At 65.2% G+C, this 14921-nt stretch carries 14 protein-coding genes; 12 read left to right on the forward strand and 2 right to left on the reverse strand.

Translation table 11 applies throughout. The features are described from left to right. The first annotated feature begins 32 nt into the window (after positions 1 to 32). Positions 33 to 932 (forward strand): 1-aminocyclopropane-1-carboxylate deaminase/D-cysteine desulfhydrase, encoded by a 900-nt coding sequence (locus ACYUME_RS08170; RefSeq protein WP_460419308.1) that lies wholly within the window; start codon positions 33 to 35, stop codon positions 930 to 932. On the opposite strand, the gene ACYUME_RS08175 is transcribed toward ACYUME_RS08170, so the two are convergent. Both ACYUME_RS08175 and ACYUME_RS08180 read right to left on the reverse strand, forming a co-directional pair. Further along, the gene (locus ACYUME_RS08175; RefSeq protein ID WP_279888624.1) at positions 923 to 1468 is read right to left on the reverse strand and encodes a cytochrome b; all 546 of its coding nucleotides are present in this window, start codon (positions 1466 to 1468) and stop codon (positions 923 to 925) included. The two genes, ACYUME_RS08170 and ACYUME_RS08175, sit on opposite strands and share 10 nt — an antisense overlap. Before the next feature lie 224 nt (positions 1469 to 1692). After that, positions 1693 to 2679 carry a DUF1853 family protein gene (locus tag ACYUME_RS08180; RefSeq protein ID WP_460418527.1) on the reverse strand — a complete coding sequence of 329 codons (987 nt, stop codon included), beginning with the start codon at positions 2677 to 2679 and terminating at the stop codon, positions 1693 to 1695. A gap of 44 nt (positions 2680 to 2723) precedes the next feature. On the opposite strand from ACYUME_RS08180, the gene ACYUME_RS08185 reads away from it, so the two are divergent. The 11 genes from ACYUME_RS08185 to ACYUME_RS08235 all read left to right on the forward strand — a co-directional run bounded on the left by ACYUME_RS08185 (position 2724) and on the right by ACYUME_RS08235 (position 14828). Next, positions 2724 to 3614 carry an NAD(+) kinase gene (locus ACYUME_RS08185; protein WP_023632574.1) on the forward strand — a complete coding sequence of 297 codons (891 nt, stop codon included), beginning with the start codon at positions 2724 to 2726 and terminating at the stop codon, positions 3612 to 3614. Continuing rightward, complete coding sequence (locus ACYUME_RS08190; protein WP_460419309.1) at positions 3611 to 4585, forward strand: metallophosphoesterase; 975 nt, start codon at positions 3611 to 3613, stop codon at positions 4583 to 4585. The genes ACYUME_RS08185 and ACYUME_RS08190 overlap by 4 nt, the downstream gene beginning before the upstream one ends. Further along, a complete protein-coding gene (locus tag ACYUME_RS08195) occupies positions 4582 to 5469 on the forward strand; it encodes a rhomboid family intramembrane serine protease (RefSeq protein ID WP_460418528.1) in 888 nt (295 codons plus the stop codon). Before ACYUME_RS08190 ends, ACYUME_RS08195 begins: the two co-directional genes overlap by 4 nt. Before the next feature lie 13 nt (positions 5470 to 5482). Beyond that, positions 5483 to 5743: a YeaC family protein gene (locus tag ACYUME_RS08200; protein ID WP_011532970.1), complete on the forward strand. Its 261-nt coding sequence runs from the start codon at positions 5483 to 5485 to the stop codon at positions 5741 to 5743. Beyond that, positions 5740 to 6570: a DUF2797 domain-containing protein gene (locus ACYUME_RS08205; RefSeq protein WP_279888630.1), complete on the forward strand. Its 831-nt coding sequence runs from the start codon at positions 5740 to 5742 to the stop codon at positions 6568 to 6570. Before ACYUME_RS08200 ends, ACYUME_RS08205 begins: the two co-directional genes overlap by 4 nt. 12 nt (positions 6571 to 6582) lie before the next feature. After that, a complete protein-coding gene (gene pepN / locus ACYUME_RS08210) occupies positions 6583 to 9240 on the forward strand; it encodes an aminopeptidase N (protein ID WP_460418529.1) in 2658 nt (885 codons plus the stop codon). 235 nt (positions 9241 to 9475) lie between these two features. Beyond that, entirely contained in the window at positions 9476 to 10492 is a 1017-nt protein-coding gene (locus tag ACYUME_RS08215; protein WP_460418530.1) for a WD40/YVTN/BNR-like repeat-containing protein, read from the forward strand. Then, positions 10489 to 12882, forward strand: coding sequence for an efflux RND transporter permease subunit (locus tag ACYUME_RS08220; RefSeq protein WP_279911606.1), 2394 nt, complete (start codon positions 10489 to 10491; stop codon positions 12880 to 12882). The genes ACYUME_RS08215 and ACYUME_RS08220 overlap by 4 nt, the downstream gene beginning before the upstream one ends. Positions 12883 to 12992: 110 nt before the next feature. Beyond that, on the forward strand, positions 12993 to 13283 hold the full coding sequence (locus ACYUME_RS08225) for a DUF5629 family protein (RefSeq protein ID WP_460418531.1): 291 nt from the start codon (positions 12993 to 12995) through the stop codon (positions 13281 to 13283). After that, entirely contained in the window at positions 13249 to 14376 is a 1128-nt protein-coding gene (locus ACYUME_RS08230; protein WP_460418532.1) for a lactonase family protein, read from the forward strand. Before ACYUME_RS08225 ends, ACYUME_RS08230 begins: the two co-directional genes overlap by 35 nt. 275 nt (positions 14377 to 14651) lie before the next feature. Then, positions 14652 to 14828 carry a hypothetical protein gene (locus ACYUME_RS08235; protein WP_167388412.1) on the forward strand — a complete coding sequence of 59 codons (177 nt, stop codon included), beginning with the start codon at positions 14652 to 14654 and terminating at the stop codon, positions 14826 to 14828. Positions 14829 to 14921: the final 93 nt, after the last annotated feature.

A 14921-nucleotide genomic window follows, 5' to 3' on the forward strand; every position in this document is an offset into this window, starting at 1 on the left:
CTGGTATGCTGGCGGTTTTCGGAATGCTCTCGATGATCGCAGGCTTTGCCTCCCTCGCCATGCCCCCCTTGCAGCACCTGCGCCTGCCATGGCTGAGCGCGGCGGGTGTGGCGTGCGCGGTGTTGCGTCTGGACCTGATCGATCCGCTGGTCAACGGCAACAAGGGCTACAAGCTGCGCGAGCACCTGGCCTCGGCGCGGCGCATGGGCGCGCCGGGGCTCATCAGCCTGGGTGGCAACCATTCCAACCACTTGCATGCCCTGGCGGCGGCGGGCCGGCGTTTCGGCTTCGCCACCGTCGGACTGATGCGCGGGCAACCACAGGACACGCCGACGGTGCGCGACCTGCAAGCCCTGGGCATGACCTTGCACTGGCTGGGCTATGGTGGCTACCGCGTGCGTCATCAGCCTGGCTTCTGGCAACCCTGGCTGGCGCGTTACCCCGGTTGGCATTGTATTCCCGAAGGCGGCGGTGGTCCGCTGGGGGCCGAGGGTTGCCGAGTGATCGTCGAGCAGGCGCGGGCGCAGCTTCCCTCGCTCGGCTGGACAGGCTACGACGCCTGGTGGCTGGCGGTGGGCACGGGTACCACCCTGGCTGGGCTGGTGATGGCCGAGCAGGGTGCCCACACCGTCCATGGTGCCCTGGCGGTGCCCGCTGACCATGGCGTGGCGCAGACTGTCCAGGCCCTGGCCGGGCGTCAGGGCTATGTGCTGCATGACGCCAGTCGAGGCGGCTTCGCTCGTTTGGACGATGAACTACTGACGTTCATCGCCGAGAGCGAGGACAAGGCCGACCTGCCCCTCGAAGCCCTGTATACCGGCAAGGCGCTGATGGCGTTGCGTGATCAGGTCGAAGCAGGGCTGTTCGCGCCCGGCACCCGCTTGATCTTCATCCACACCGGTGGCCTGCAGGGCCGGCGCGGCTACTTGTAAGGCAACATGCGCAGCAGCGTGTTGTCGCGTCGCACGTAGTGGTGATAGAGCCCGGCCAGCGCGTGCAGGCCGATCAGCCAGTAGCCCCAGCTGCCGATGCGTTCATGCCAGCCCTTGATGAACTTGGCCAGGTCCGGATCGGGCGCGACGATGGCTGGCAGCTCCAGGCCGTAGAACGGAATCGGCTTGTCGGCCGCGCTGAGGATCGTCCAGCCGGCCAGCGGCAGGCCGATCATCATCAGGTACAGCAACAGATGTACCAGGTGCGCAAGGCCAGTCTGCCAGGCTGGTGGCTTGGGCACGATCGGCGGGGTGGGGCGCGACAGGCGCATGGCCAGGCGCAGCCAGACCAGCGCGAACACCGTCAGGCCGAGCATGAAGTGCAGGTCTTTCATCAGGTCGCGTTCGGCGCTGCCCTTGGGGAACAGGCCGCGCAGCTCGATGCAGGCATAGACGGCGGCCAGCAGCACCAGCATCAGCCAGTGCAGGGCGATCGACCAGCGCGCGTAATGGGTCGCGGGAGTGGATGAAACCATGGTGGGTCCTCGTCATCAGGTCCATTGGGGCGCTCTTGCTGGCGCTCAGGTACTACTGTAATGGCGGTCGGGAATCGATCCTTGCGCCAGATCGATGAAATTTGTGTTGCCTGCTCGGGCCTCTTCGCGGGTAAACCCGCTCCCACAGGTGTTGTGTCACCTTCAGATGTGGAGGAGGTCCTGTGAGAGCGGGTTTACCCGCGAAAGGGTCGGACCTGCCTACCTCAAAGTCCGGGCAAGGACGGCCAGCTGTCCGCCACCAGGAACAACCGCTCGACCTCCTGCCAGGCACCGTCGCTATCCTGTTCCAGTCGCACCAGCAGCTGTGCGGGGGCGAACACATCCAGCCCGGTCAACCAAGCGTCGAACTGGCTCGTGGACCAAGATGTTTCCACCCGCGCTGGCGCGAGCCACCCATGCCGGGGCAGCGGCTGCCAGCGTCCTGGCGGGCATTGCGCGAGGTAGTCCACCCAATCTTGCCGATGCAGCCAGCGCCCTCGCAAATGCGCCGGATGAGCGCCGGTAGGCGCCTCGGCATGCCCGGGCCAGGGATAGAACAGATAGCCGCCAAGCCACAGGTGGGCCTCGACCTCGGCGATGCCCAGCTCGTCCAGCGCGCTACGGCCATGGGGCTGGCCGGAGATCGTCAGCTGGTGCCCGGCCAGGTGCGCCAGCTTGGTGCCGAGGCGATCGTGGCAGCCGGGGCCGAGCCAGTGCGCCGGATCCTGCCCGTCGCTGGCAGGGGGGCCGAGGTAGAGTTTGATGGCCAGTTCCAGGTGATGGTCGCCTTCGTGGTCGCGCAGCAGGATATCCAGCTCGCCGAGGGTGTGTCCGCCGTCGCGGATCGCGAGGTTGGCCGCCAGCAGCTCGATGCCCGGCGCCTGGCGCAGGGCGAACTGCCACAGGCTTTCGTAGTACAGGCCCAGCCGCCGACTGTTCAGGCGTGCCAACCAGCCCAACAGCGGCGCAGGCTCCTGGTCAAGCGTCATGAGCCAGTGGTCCAGGCGCTGCGGATCATCGGCCCAGGCGCTGCCCTGCAGCGGGTGGCGCTGGGAACAGCCGGCCTGCGCCAGCAGTGGCGGTGACAGCAGCGTCCAGGCCAGGTCGCGCACGGCCGGGTGGCGCAACTGGCGGGGCAGGGGCTGGAGGTCGGCGAAGGGCATCATCCTGCGAGCATAGCCGGTTTGCCGCTGGCCGGTCGTTTCGCCCATAATCCCGGCATTGTCACACCGGCGTAGAGCCTTGCAGGAGCACCATGGAGCAATTTCGCAATATCGGTATCATCGGACGCCTTGGCAGCTCCCAGGTGCTCGACACCATTCGCCGACTGAAAAAATTCCTCCTCGAGCGCCACCTGCACGTGATCCTCGAGGACACCATCGCCGAGGTGCTGCCCGGCCACGGCCTGCAGACCTCCACGCGCAAGCTGCTGGGCGAGGTCTGCGACCTGGTCATCGTGGTCGGCGGCGACGGCAGCCTGCTCGGCGCCGCCCGCGCCCTGGCCCGGCACAACATCCCGGTGCTGGGCATCAACCGCGGCAACCTGGGCTTTCTCACCGATATCCGCCCCGATGAGCTGGAGGAGAAGGTCGCCGAGGTGCTCGACGGCCACTACCTGGTGGAGAACCGCTTCCTGCTGCAGGCCGAGGTGCGCCGTCATCACGAGGCCATCGGCCAGGGCGACGCGCTCAACGACGTGGTGCTGCACCCGGGCAAGTCGACGCGAATGATCGAGTTCGAGATCTACATCGACGGCCAGTTCGTCTGCAGCCAGAAGGCCGACGGCCTGATCGTCGCCACCCCGACCGGCTCGACCGCTTACGCCTTGTCCGCCGGCGGCCCGATCATGCACCCCAAGCTCGATGCCATCGTCATCGTGCCGATGTACCCGCACACCCTGTCCGGGCGACCGATCGTGGTGGACGGCAACAGCGAGCTGAAGATCGTCGTGTCCAAGGACCTGCAGATCTACCCGCAGGTCTCTTGTGATGGGCAGAACCACTTCACCTGCGCCCCCGGCGACACCATCACGGTGAGCAAGAAGCCGCAGAAGCTGCGTCTGATCCATCCGCTGGACCACAATTACTACGAGGTCTGCCGCACCAAGCTCGGCTGGGGCAGCCGCCTGGGAGGCAGGGACGACTGATGTTCGATCCGGCGCGCAGTTTCGACATCATCGGTGACGTGCACGGCTGTGCGCTGACCCTCGAGCGCTTGCTCGATGCGCTCGGCTACAAGCGGGTGGGCGGGGTCTGGCGCCACCCACGGCGCCAGGCGCTGTTTCTCGGCGACATCGTCGATCGCGGCCCACGCATCCGCGAGGCGCTGCACATCGTCCACGACATGGTCGAGGCCGGCCAGGCCTTGTGTATCATGGGCAACCATGAATACAACGCCCTGGGCTGGGTCACCCCGGCGCTGCCCGGCAGCGGCAAGGCCTATGTGCGCGAACATACGCCACGGCATGCTCGCCTGATCGACGAAACCCTCACCCAGTTCGCCCAGCACCCAGGTGACTGGCATGACTTCATCCAGTGGTTCTACCAGCTGCCGCTGTTCCTCGACGCCGGGCGTTTCCGTCTGGTGCATGCCTGCTGGGACCGCCAGCTGATCGAACCGCTGCGCAGGCAATACCCCGACGGGCGCATCGACGAGCACTTCGTGCAGGCCTCGGCGGTGTCCGGCAGTTATGCCGCCACGGTATGCAATCGCCTGCTGCGCGGCACCGACATGCGCCTGCCGGACGGCCTCACGCTGACCGGTGGCGACGGCCTGACCCGCGCGTTCTTCCGCACCAAGTTCTGGGAGGAAGACCCACAGACCTACGGTGACATCGTGTTCCAACCCGACGCGCTGCCCGACGAAGTGGCTCGCACACCGCTGAGCCACAGCCAGAAGAACGCCCTGTTGCGCTATGCCGAGGATGAGCCGTTGCTGTTCGTCGGCCATTACTGGCGCAGTGGCCGCCCGGCGCCGATCCGCGCCAACCTCGCCTGCCTGGACTACAGCGCCGTGCTCTACGGCAAGCTGGCCGCCTATCGGCTGGATGACGAAACCCGTATCGATCCGCACAAGTTCGTCTGGGTCGATGTCGAACGCCCGCAGGCCAGCCAATGAACGTGATCGAGGTGTTGCGTCTGCCGCTGGCGGTCGACCTCAGCGGTTTCGTCGCCCTGCTGCGCCGCTTGCAGGTGCCGCACCGGGTGGTGGAGGAGGGCGGGGAGCAGGTGCTGTGGGCGCCGCCCGCCATGGCCGAGGACGTGCGCCAGCTGTACCAGCGCTTTCCCGACGGCAATGCCGACCTGCAAGCCATCCCGGCCCCTGTGGCAGCTGGCTTGCCGGCGGATGCGCCAACGCCACCGTCGCTGAAGGAGCAGGCCCTGGCCTGCAAGGTGACCACCGCTGTCCTGCTGCTGTGCCTGGTGGTCGCCGGGGTCACCGGCCTGGGCGACAACCTCGCGACCATCGCCTGGTTCACCTTCCTGCCGTTCCAGGTGCAGGGGGATTACGTCTACTTCACCTCGTTGCTCCAGTCCCTGGCCGAAGGCCAGTGGTGGCGCCTGGTCTCGCCGATGCTGCTGCACTTCGGCGTGCTGCACCTGGCGATGAACGGCCTGTGGTACTGGGAATTGGGCAAGCGTGTCGAGTTGCGCCAGGGCCCCTGGCTGCTGCTGGGGCTGACCCTGCTGTTCAGCCTGGTGTCCAACCTGGCCCAGCATTTCACCAGCGGCCCGAGCCTGTTCGGCGGCCTGTCCGGGGTGCTCTACGGCTTGCTCGGGCATGTCTGGCTGTACCAGTGGCTGGCGCCCAATCCACAGTTCAACCTGCCCAAGGGCGTGCTGGTGATGATGCTGATCTGGCTGGTGATCTGCCTGAGCGGCGTGGTCGGCCAACTGGGCTTCGGCCAGATCGCCAACGCTGCGCATGTCGGCGGGTTGCTCATCGGATGCCTGACCGGCCTCTTGGGCGGATGGCTTGCCAGGCGTAGACTGTCCGCCTGACTGAGGAGACACCATGTCCACGTTCGCGCAAATGATCGAAAACATCACCCCCGAGATCTACGAAAGCCTGAAGACGGCCGTGGAGATCGGCAAATGGTCCGACGGCCGCAAGCTGACCGCCGAACAGAAAGAACTGTCGCTGCAGGCGGTGATCGCCTGGGAGATGAAAAACCTCCCCGAAGAGCAGCGCACTGGCTACATGGGGCCGCAGGAATGCGCCTCGAAGTCCGCGCCGATCGCCAACATCCTGTTCAAGTCGGACTCGGTACATTGATCGAACTCGCTCGTGGCTCTTTGAGCAAGATGGCGGTGCGCCTCGACGCGCCGGTCGTTCAATACAGCTTCCGCCTGGACCAGGCCGAGGTGCCGGTCAACCCGCTGATCGGCCAGTCGATCCGTCTGGAGTACCTCGGTGCGATCCACTGCAGCCACTGCGGCAAGCGCACCAAGACCAGCTTCAGCCAGGGCTACTGCTACCCATGCATGACCAAGCTGGCCCAGTGCGACGTCTGCATCATGGCTCCGGAAAAATGCCACTACGACGCCGGCACCTGCCGCGAGCCGTCGTGGGGCGAGCAGTTCTGCATGACCGACCACGTGGTGTACCTGGCCAATTCGTCGGGCATCAAGGTCGGCATCACCCGCGCCACCCAACTGCCCACCCGCTGGCTCGACCAGGGCGCCAGCCAGGCGCTGCCGATCATGCGCGTGGCCACCCGTCAGCAGTCGGGCCTGGTCGAGGACGTGCTGCGCAGCCAGGTGCCCGACCGCACCAACTGGCGCGCGCTGCTCAAGGGCGATGCCGAGGTGCTCGACCTGCCGGCGATCCGTGAGCAGATCTTCGACGCCTGCGCCGAGGGCATCCGTGGCTTGCAGGAGCGCTTCGGCCTGCAGGCGATCCAGCCGCTGCCGGACGCCGAAGTGGTGCAGATGAAGTACCCGGTCGAGGCCTATCCGAAAAAGATCGTCAGCTTCAACCTCGACAAGGACCCGGTCGTGGAAGGCACGCTGCTGGGCATCAAGGGCCAATACCTGATCTTCGACACCGGCGTGATCAACATTCGCAAGTACACGGCCTATCAACTGGCCGTGCTCCAGTAAAGGATCGTCACCATGCGTACCGAACAACCGCAAGTGATCTACCTCAAGGATTATCAGGCCCCCGAGTACCTGATCGACGAGACCCACCTGACCTTCGAGCTGTTCGAGGACCATACCCTGGTCCACGCGCAGCTGGTCATGCGCCGCAACCCCGAGCGTGGCGCCGGCCTGCCGCCGCTGGTGCTCGATGGCCAGCAGCTGGAGCTGCTGCGGGCGTCGCTGGACGATGTCGAGCTGCACGCGGCTGACTACCAGCTCGGCGACGACAGCCTGACCGTGCAGCCCAAAGCCGAGCACTTCACCCTCGACACCAGCGTGAAGATCCACCCGGAGAGCAACACTGCGCTGGAAGGCCTGTACAAGTCCGGCAAGATGTTCTGCACCCAGTGCGAGGCCGAGGGCTTCCGCAAGATCACCTACTACCTCGACCGCCCGGACGTGATGAGCACCTTCACCACCACGGTGATCGCCGAGCAGCATCGCTATCCGGTGCTGTTGTCCAACGGCAACCCGGTCGGCAGCGGCCCGCAGGAAGACGGCCGCCATTGGGCGACCTGGGAAGATCCCTTCAAGAAGCCGGCCTACCTGTTCGCTTTGGTGGCGGGTGACCTATGGTGTGTCGAGGACACATTTACCCGTCAGTCTGGCCGTGATGTGGCGCTGCGTATCTATGTCGAGCCGGAAAACCTCGACAAGTGCGACCACGCCATGGTCAGCCTGAAGAAGTCCATGCGCTGGGACGAGGAAGTCTATGGCCGCGAGTACGACCTGGACATCTTCATGATCGTCGCGGTCAACGACTTCAACATGGGCGCGATGGAAAACAAGGGCCTGAACATCTTCAACTCCAGTTGCGTGCTGGCCCGCGCCGAGACCGCCACCGATGCTGCCCATCAGCGGGTCGAGGGCGTGGTCGCCCATGAGTACTTCCACAACTGGTCGGGCAACCGCGTGACCTGCCGCGACTGGTTCCAGCTGTCGCTCAAGGAAGGCTTCACGGTATATCGCGACGCCGAATTCAGTGCCGACATGAACTCGCGCACGGTCAAGCGCATCGAGGATGTCGCCTACCTGCGCACCCACCAGTTCGCCGAGGACGCCGGTCCCATGGCCCACCCGGTGCGCCCGGACAGCTTCATCGAGATCTCCAACTTCTACACCCTGACCGTGTACGAGAAGGGCGCGGAAGTCGTGGGCATGGTCCACACCCTGCTGGGCGCCGAGGGCTTCCGCAAGGGCAGCGACCTGTACTTCGAGCGTCACGATGGCCAGGCGGTGACCACCGACGACTTCATCAAGGCCATGGAGGACGCCAACGGCGTCGACCTGACCCAGTTCAAGCGCTGGTACAGCCAAGCCGGCACGCCGCGCCTGGAGGTCAGCGAGGCCTATGATGCCACCGCGCAGACCTACAGCCTGACCTTCCGCCAGAGCTGCCCAGCGACCCCTGACAAGGTCGAGAAACTGCCATTCGTGATCCCGGTGGCACTGGGGCTGCTGGACGCCGAGGGCAATGACCTGCCACTGCGCCTGGTCGGCGAAGCGCAGGCTGTCGGCGGCAGCCGCGTGCTGTCGGTGACCGAGGCCGAGCAGACCTTCACCTTCGAGGGGATCAAGGCCAAGCCGCTGCCGTCGCTGCTGCGCGGCTTCAGCGCGCCGGTCAAGCTGAGCTTCCCGTACGACCGCGACCAGCTGATGTTCCTCATGCAGCACGACAGCGACGGCTTCAACCGCTGGGAAGCGGGCCAGCAGCTGTCGGTGCAGGTGTTGCAGGAACTGATCGGCCAGCACCAGCGTGGCGAAGCGCTCAAGCTCGACCAGCGCCTGATCACCGCCCTGGGCACCGTGCTCGGCAATGCGTCGCTGGACCCGGCCATGGTCGCCGAGATGCTTTCGCTGCCGGGCGAGGCGTACCTCACTGAGATCAGCCCGGTGGCCGATGTCGATGCGATCCATGCTGCCCGCGAGTTCGCCCGCCAGCAGATCGCCGAGCAGCTGTTCGACGCCCTGTGGGCGCGCTACCAGGCCAATCGCGAGGTTTCGCGCAAGACCGCGTATGTGGCTTCGGCCGAGCATTTCGCCCGCCGCAGCCTGCAGAACATCGCGCTGTCGTACCTGATGCTGACCGGCCGGGCGCAGGTACTCGAGGCGACCCTGGAGCAGTTCGAGCATTGCGACAACATGACCGAGCGCCTCACCGCCCTGGCGGTGCTGGTCAACTCGCCGTTCGAGGCCGAGCGGGCCAAGGCACTGGAGGCATTCGCCGAGCACTTCAAGGACAACCCGCTGGTCATGGACCAGTGGTTCAGCGTACAGGCGGCCAGCACCCTGCCGGGCGGCCTGGCGCGGGTCCAGGCGTTGATGGAGCACCCGGCCTTCACCCTGAAGAACCCGAACAAGGTGCGGGCGCTGGTCGGTGCCTTCGCCGGGCAGAACCTGGTCAACTTCCACGCTGGCGACGGTTCGGGCTACCGCTTCCTGGCGGACCTGGTGATCGAGCTGAATGCGCTGAACCCGCAGATCGCCTCGCGTCAGCTCGCACCGCTGACCCGCTGGCGCAAGTATGACGACCAGCGCCAGGCGCTGATGAAGGGCGAGCTGGAGCGGATTCTCGCGTCCGGGGCGCTGTCCAGCGATGTGTATGAGGTGGTGAGCAAGAGCCTGGCGTAAGCCTGTTCGACACCAATCGCGGGGCAAGCCCGCTCCCACGCCGTCCTCAACTGGCGTGGGAGCGGGCTTGCCCCGCGATGCTTCTGGCGCTTAACAAAACATAACGTCCCGCTCGTTGTTTTCTGTCCGACAATCCCCTTAGCATGGCCCGAAGCTATTCCAGGGCTCTGGAACAAGGTTTTCGCAGTACCTGGCAATAGATTGACCCAGCACAAGAACACAACAGGGGGCAGTCATGAGACAGCGGGCAAGGGCACGCTACAGCCTGGCCGCCAGCACAATGCTGGCGCTGGCTTTGGGCATCGGGACGGGCAATGTCCTGGCGGCGGTGGCTGCCGAGCAATACTCGGTGGAGTCGGACCAGGCCAGCCAGGGCCTGTTGATCGGCGCCACTCACGCAGGCCAGCGCCTGGTGGTGGTTGGTGACCGCGGCCATATCCTGTTCTCCGACGACCAGGGCAAGACCTGGACCCAGGCCCGGGTCCCCACCCGGCAACTGCTCACCGCCGTGTTCTTCCTCGACGACAAGCGCGGCTGGGCCGTCGGCCACGACGCGCAGATCCTCGCCAGCAGCGACGGCGGCGCGACCTGGAGCAAGCAGTTCGAAGACCTCTCCCGCGAAGCTCCGCTGCTCGATGTACGCTTCCTCGATGCGCAGCACGGCTTTGCCATCGGCGCCTATGGCGCGCTGCTGGAAACCACCGATGGCGGCCAGCATTGGCAGGACGTCGCCGAGCGCCTGGACAACCCCGACCAGCTCCACCTCAATGCCATCGCCACGGTCAAGGGCGCCGGGCTGTTCATCGTCGGCGAGCAGGGCAGCATGTTCCGCTCCAGCGACAACGGCCAGAGCTGGTCGAAGGTCGATGGCCCCTATGAGGGCTCGCTGTTCGGCGTGATCGGCACCGCCCAGGCCAACACGCTGCTGGCCTTCGGCCTGCGCGGCAACCTGTTCCGCTCCACCGATTTCGGCGATAGCTGGCAAGCGATCGAGCTCAAGGCCGAACGTGGCCCGCTCGAATTCGGCCTGGCAAGCGCTACGCTTCTCGATGACGGCAGCCTGGTGCTGGTCGGCAATGGCGGCAGCGTATTGCGCAGCGTCGACGACGGGCAGACCTTCAGCGTGCGCAACCGCGCCGACCGCATCGCCCTGGCCGGCGTCAGTGGCCTGGGCGGTGGCGGCCTGCTGCTGGTCGGGCAAGGGGGCGTGCACCTGGCCTCGGCCGACGGTACCCAGGAGGCGCGTCCATGACCAGCCGGGAGAGCTTCGACATGCAGCACAAGGACAAGGCCACCCTGCTGGAACGCCTGATCTTCAACAACCGCCCCATTGTCATCGCCATCTGCGTGCTGGTGAGTATCTTCCTGTTCTGGCAGGCCACGCAGATCCGGCCGTCCACCAGCTTCGAGAAGATGATCCCGCTCGAGCACCCGTTCATCGAACAGATGCTCGAGCACCGCAACGACCTGGCCAACCTCGGCAACACCGTGCGTATCTCGGTGGAGGCGACCAAGGGCGATATCTTCGACAAGGACTACATGGAGACGCTGCGGCAGATCCATGACGAGGTGTTCTACATCCCCGGCGTCGACCGCGCCGGCCTGAAGTCGCTGTGGAGCCCCAGCGTGCGCTGGAGCGAGGTGACCGAGGAAGGCTTCTCTGGTGGCGAGGTGATCCCCAACACCTACAACGGCTCGCAGGACAGCCTCGACGCGCTGCGCGACAACGTGCTCAAGTCCGGCCAGGTCGGACGCCTGGTGGCCAACAACTTCAAGTCCAGCATCGTCGATGTGCCGCTGCTGGAAAGCTACCCCGACCCGCAGGATCCGGGGCGGCAGGTCAAGCTCGACTACCAGCAGTTCTCCCACCAGCTGGAAGAGAAGATCCGCGACAAGTTCCAGGCGCAGAACCCCAACGTGAAGATCCACATCATCGGCTTCGCCAAGAAGGTCGGTGACCTGATCGACGGCCTGGTGATGGTGGCGATGTTCTTCGGTGTCGCGCTGGTGATCACCTGGGCACTGCTGTACTGGTTCACCTGGTGCATCCGCAGCACCATCGCCGTGCTGATCACCACGCTGGTGGCGGTGGTCTGGCAGCTGGGGTTGATGCACGCTGTGGGCTTCGGCCTCGATCCCTATTCGATGCTGGTGCCGTTCCTGATCTTCGCCATCGGCATCTCCCACGGGGTGCAGAAGATCAACGGTATCGCCTTGCAGTCCAGTGATGCCGAGAATGCCCTGACCGCGGCCCGGCGCACCTTCCGCCAGCTGTTCCTGCCGGGGATGATCGCCATCCTCGCCGATGCCGTGGGCTTCATCACCCTGCTGATCATCGACATCGGCGTGATTCGCGAGCTGGCCATCGGCGCTTCGATCGGCGTGGCGGTGATCGTCTTCACCAACCTGATCCTGCTGCCGGTGGCGATCAGCTACGTCGGCATCAGCCAGAAGGCCATCGCCCGCAGCAAGAAGGACGCGACCCGCGAGCATCCGTTCTGGCGCCTGCTGTCCAACTTCGCCAGCCCCAAGGTAGCGCCGGTGTCCGTGGTGCTGGCGCTGCTGGCCTTCGCCGGCGGCCTCTGGTACAGCCAGAACCTGAAGATCGGCGACCTCGACCAGGGCGCCCCGGAGCTGCGTCCGGACTCGCGCTACAACCAGGACAACAGCTTCATCATCAGCAACTACTCCACCAGTTCCGACGTGCTGGTGATCATGGTCAAGACCCCGGCCGAGCAGTGCTCGATCCACTCGACCATGGCGCCGATCGACGAGCTGATGTGGACCATGGACAACACCCCGGGCGTGCAGTCGACCATCTCCCTGGTGACCGTTTCCAAGCAGGTCATCAAGGGCATGAACGAGGGCAGCCTGAAGTGGGAAACCCTGTCGCGCAACCCGGACATCCTCAACAACTCCATCGCCCGTGCCGATGGTCTGTACAACGCCGATTGCTCGCTGGCGCCGGTGCTGGTGTTCCTCAACGACCACAAGGCCGAGACCCTGGAGCGGGTCACCGCCGCGGCCAAGGCCTTCGCCGACAGCCACAACAAGGACGGCCTGCAGTTCCTCCTGGCGGCCGGTAATGCCGGGATCGAGGCGGCCACCAACGAAGTGATCAAGTCGGCCGAGCTGACCATTCTCATCCTCGTCTACATCTGCGTGGCGGTGATGTGCATGATCACTTTCCGCTCCTTCGCCGCCACGTTGTGCATCGTCCTGCCGCTGGTGCTGACCTCGGTGCTGGGCAACGCGCTGATGGCGTTCATGGGCATCGGCGTGAAGGTCGCCACGCTGCCGGTGGTGGCGCTGGGCGTGGGCATTGGCGTGGACTACGGCATCTACATCTACAGCCGCCTGGAGAGCTTCCTGCGCGCCGGCCTGCCATTGCAGGAGGCCTACTACGAAACCCTGCGCTCCACCGGCAAGGCGGTGTTGTTCACTGGCCTGTGCCTGGCCATCGGCGTGTGCACCTGGATCTTCTCGGCCATCAAGTTCCAGGCCGACATGGGCCTGATGCTGACCTTCATGCTGCTGTGGAACATGTTCGGTGCCCTGTGGCTGCTGCCGGCGCTGGCGCGGTTCCTGATCAAGCCGAGCAAGCTGGCGGGCAAGGAGGGCGGGTCGATCTTCGCCCACTAACCAAGGCCTGATCGCGGGGCAAGCCCGCTCCCACGACTTAACTGACGTGGGAGCGGGCTTGCCCCGCGATGCGTATAATGGCGGCCATTCCAGTCTCAATCGGTACCTCCATGCCCACCCTCGCCACCGCCCTCGCAGCCTGCGACATGCTCCTGATCGACGGCTTGCACGCCTTCGACTTCACCTTCGACGCCGCCGGCCTCACCATCGAGTGCATGGACGGTCGCCAGCTGCGCCGCTGGTCCTTCACTCCCGAACAGGTCGCCGCCGCCACCGGCGCGGGTGACGACTGGAACCTGGCCAGTGACCAAGGCGAGCATCGTCTAGTCTGTATGAGTGCTTTTCGTGCCCCGGATGAAGAAGACGATGAACAGGAAATGGACACGCCTGCTGACCGCTAGCCTCATGGCTCTGTCAGTCAACGCCCAGGCCGCCACCTTGCTGGTGGGCAGCTACACCGACAGCGGCAGCGAAGGGATCTACCGCTACGACTTCGACTCTCGCACCGGCCAGATCGATGCCAAGCCCCGGCAAGTGGTCAAGAGCGTCAGCCCCTCGTGGCTGGTGCTGTCCGCCGACCAGCGTCAGTTGTTCGCGGTCAATGAAACGCCCAAGGGCCAGGTCAGCAGTTTCTCGCTGGGCAAGCAGGGCGAGATCAAGCTGCTGAACCAGGTGCCCAGCCAGGGCGACGAGCCGACCCACGCCAGCCTCAGCCACGACCAGCGCTACCTGTTCGTGGCCAACTATGCCGTTGCCCCTGACCCGGGTGGCAGCCTGGTGGTGATTCCCGTGGCGAAGGACGGCAAGCTCAAACCGGTGGTACAGCAGGCCCGGCATACACCGAGCAAGGTCAACCCTGAGCGCCAGGCCGGTGCCCATGTGCATTCGCTGGTACTGTCGCCCGATGGCCGCCACCTGTATGCCAGCGACCTTGGCGCCGACAAGGTGTTCATCTATCGCTACGACGGCGCCAGCCCCGAGCATCCGCTGAGCCCGGCGATTCCGCCTGCGGTCGACCTGCCACCCGGGAGTGGTCCGCGCCATCTGCTGTTCGACGCCAAGGGCCGGCATGCCTACCTTACCCTGGAGATGAGCGCCGAAGTGGTGGTGTTCGATGTGCAGGACGGTGCGTTGACCGAGCGCCAGCGCCTGTCGCTGACCGAGAGCAAGGACGCTGCGGCGAAGGCCGCTGGTGGCCTGCACCTGTCGGCCGATGGACGTTTCCTCTATGTCAGCAACCGTGGCACCGCCAACGAGATCGTGGTGTATGCCGTGGGCAAGGACGATGGCCGGCTCACCCTGTTGCAGCGCCGTTCGGTGGAGGGCGACCATCCCCGGGAGTTCGCCCTGGATCCGGATGGCAACTACCTGCTGGTGGCGAACCAGAAGAGCAACCAGATCGTGGTCATGCGCCGCGATCCGCGCAGCGGCAAGTTGGGCGAGACGGTGCAGACGCTGCCCCAGCAGGCGCCTTCGGACCTCAAGTTTCTGTAGCGGCCTTGCCGAGGCGTCGGACCGGTCGGAAAGGGCCGCAACGCGGCCCCGGCGATTGATGCTTAACGCTGAAATCCTGGGGCCGCTCTGCGGCCCTTTCCGACCGGTCCGACGCCTCGGCAAGGCCGCTCCTACAGGGGACGCGTGTCCAATTATCGATGGGGGTGATATTCGCTACTGCTGCAATGAATTTTTCCAGGCAGACGCATCGGCGTAAGTTTTGACCCAAGGCCCCGACGGGCCAACGTCAACCACCGAAGTCGAGGTCAGCCCACATGAACTTCAATCTCTTCCCGGTCATCGCCGCTTCCGCCATCTCCGCCTCCGTCGTACTGCCGGCCCACGCCCAGCTGGAGCAAAGCGCCAAGGCGTCCAACACCCACAGCTACACCCAGAAGTACCTGCAGCAGAGCGCGCATTTCCATGCGGCCCTGAGCAAGCACGCCAATTGAGTGTGTAAAGCCATTGGTAATAGCACAACGCCATGTGATTTAATTTGACGCTATTTTTTTGACTCGCCAAAGGGGCAGAGCATGATGTGGCGT

Source organism: Pseudomonas sp. microsymbiont 2 (assembly GCF_054788395.1).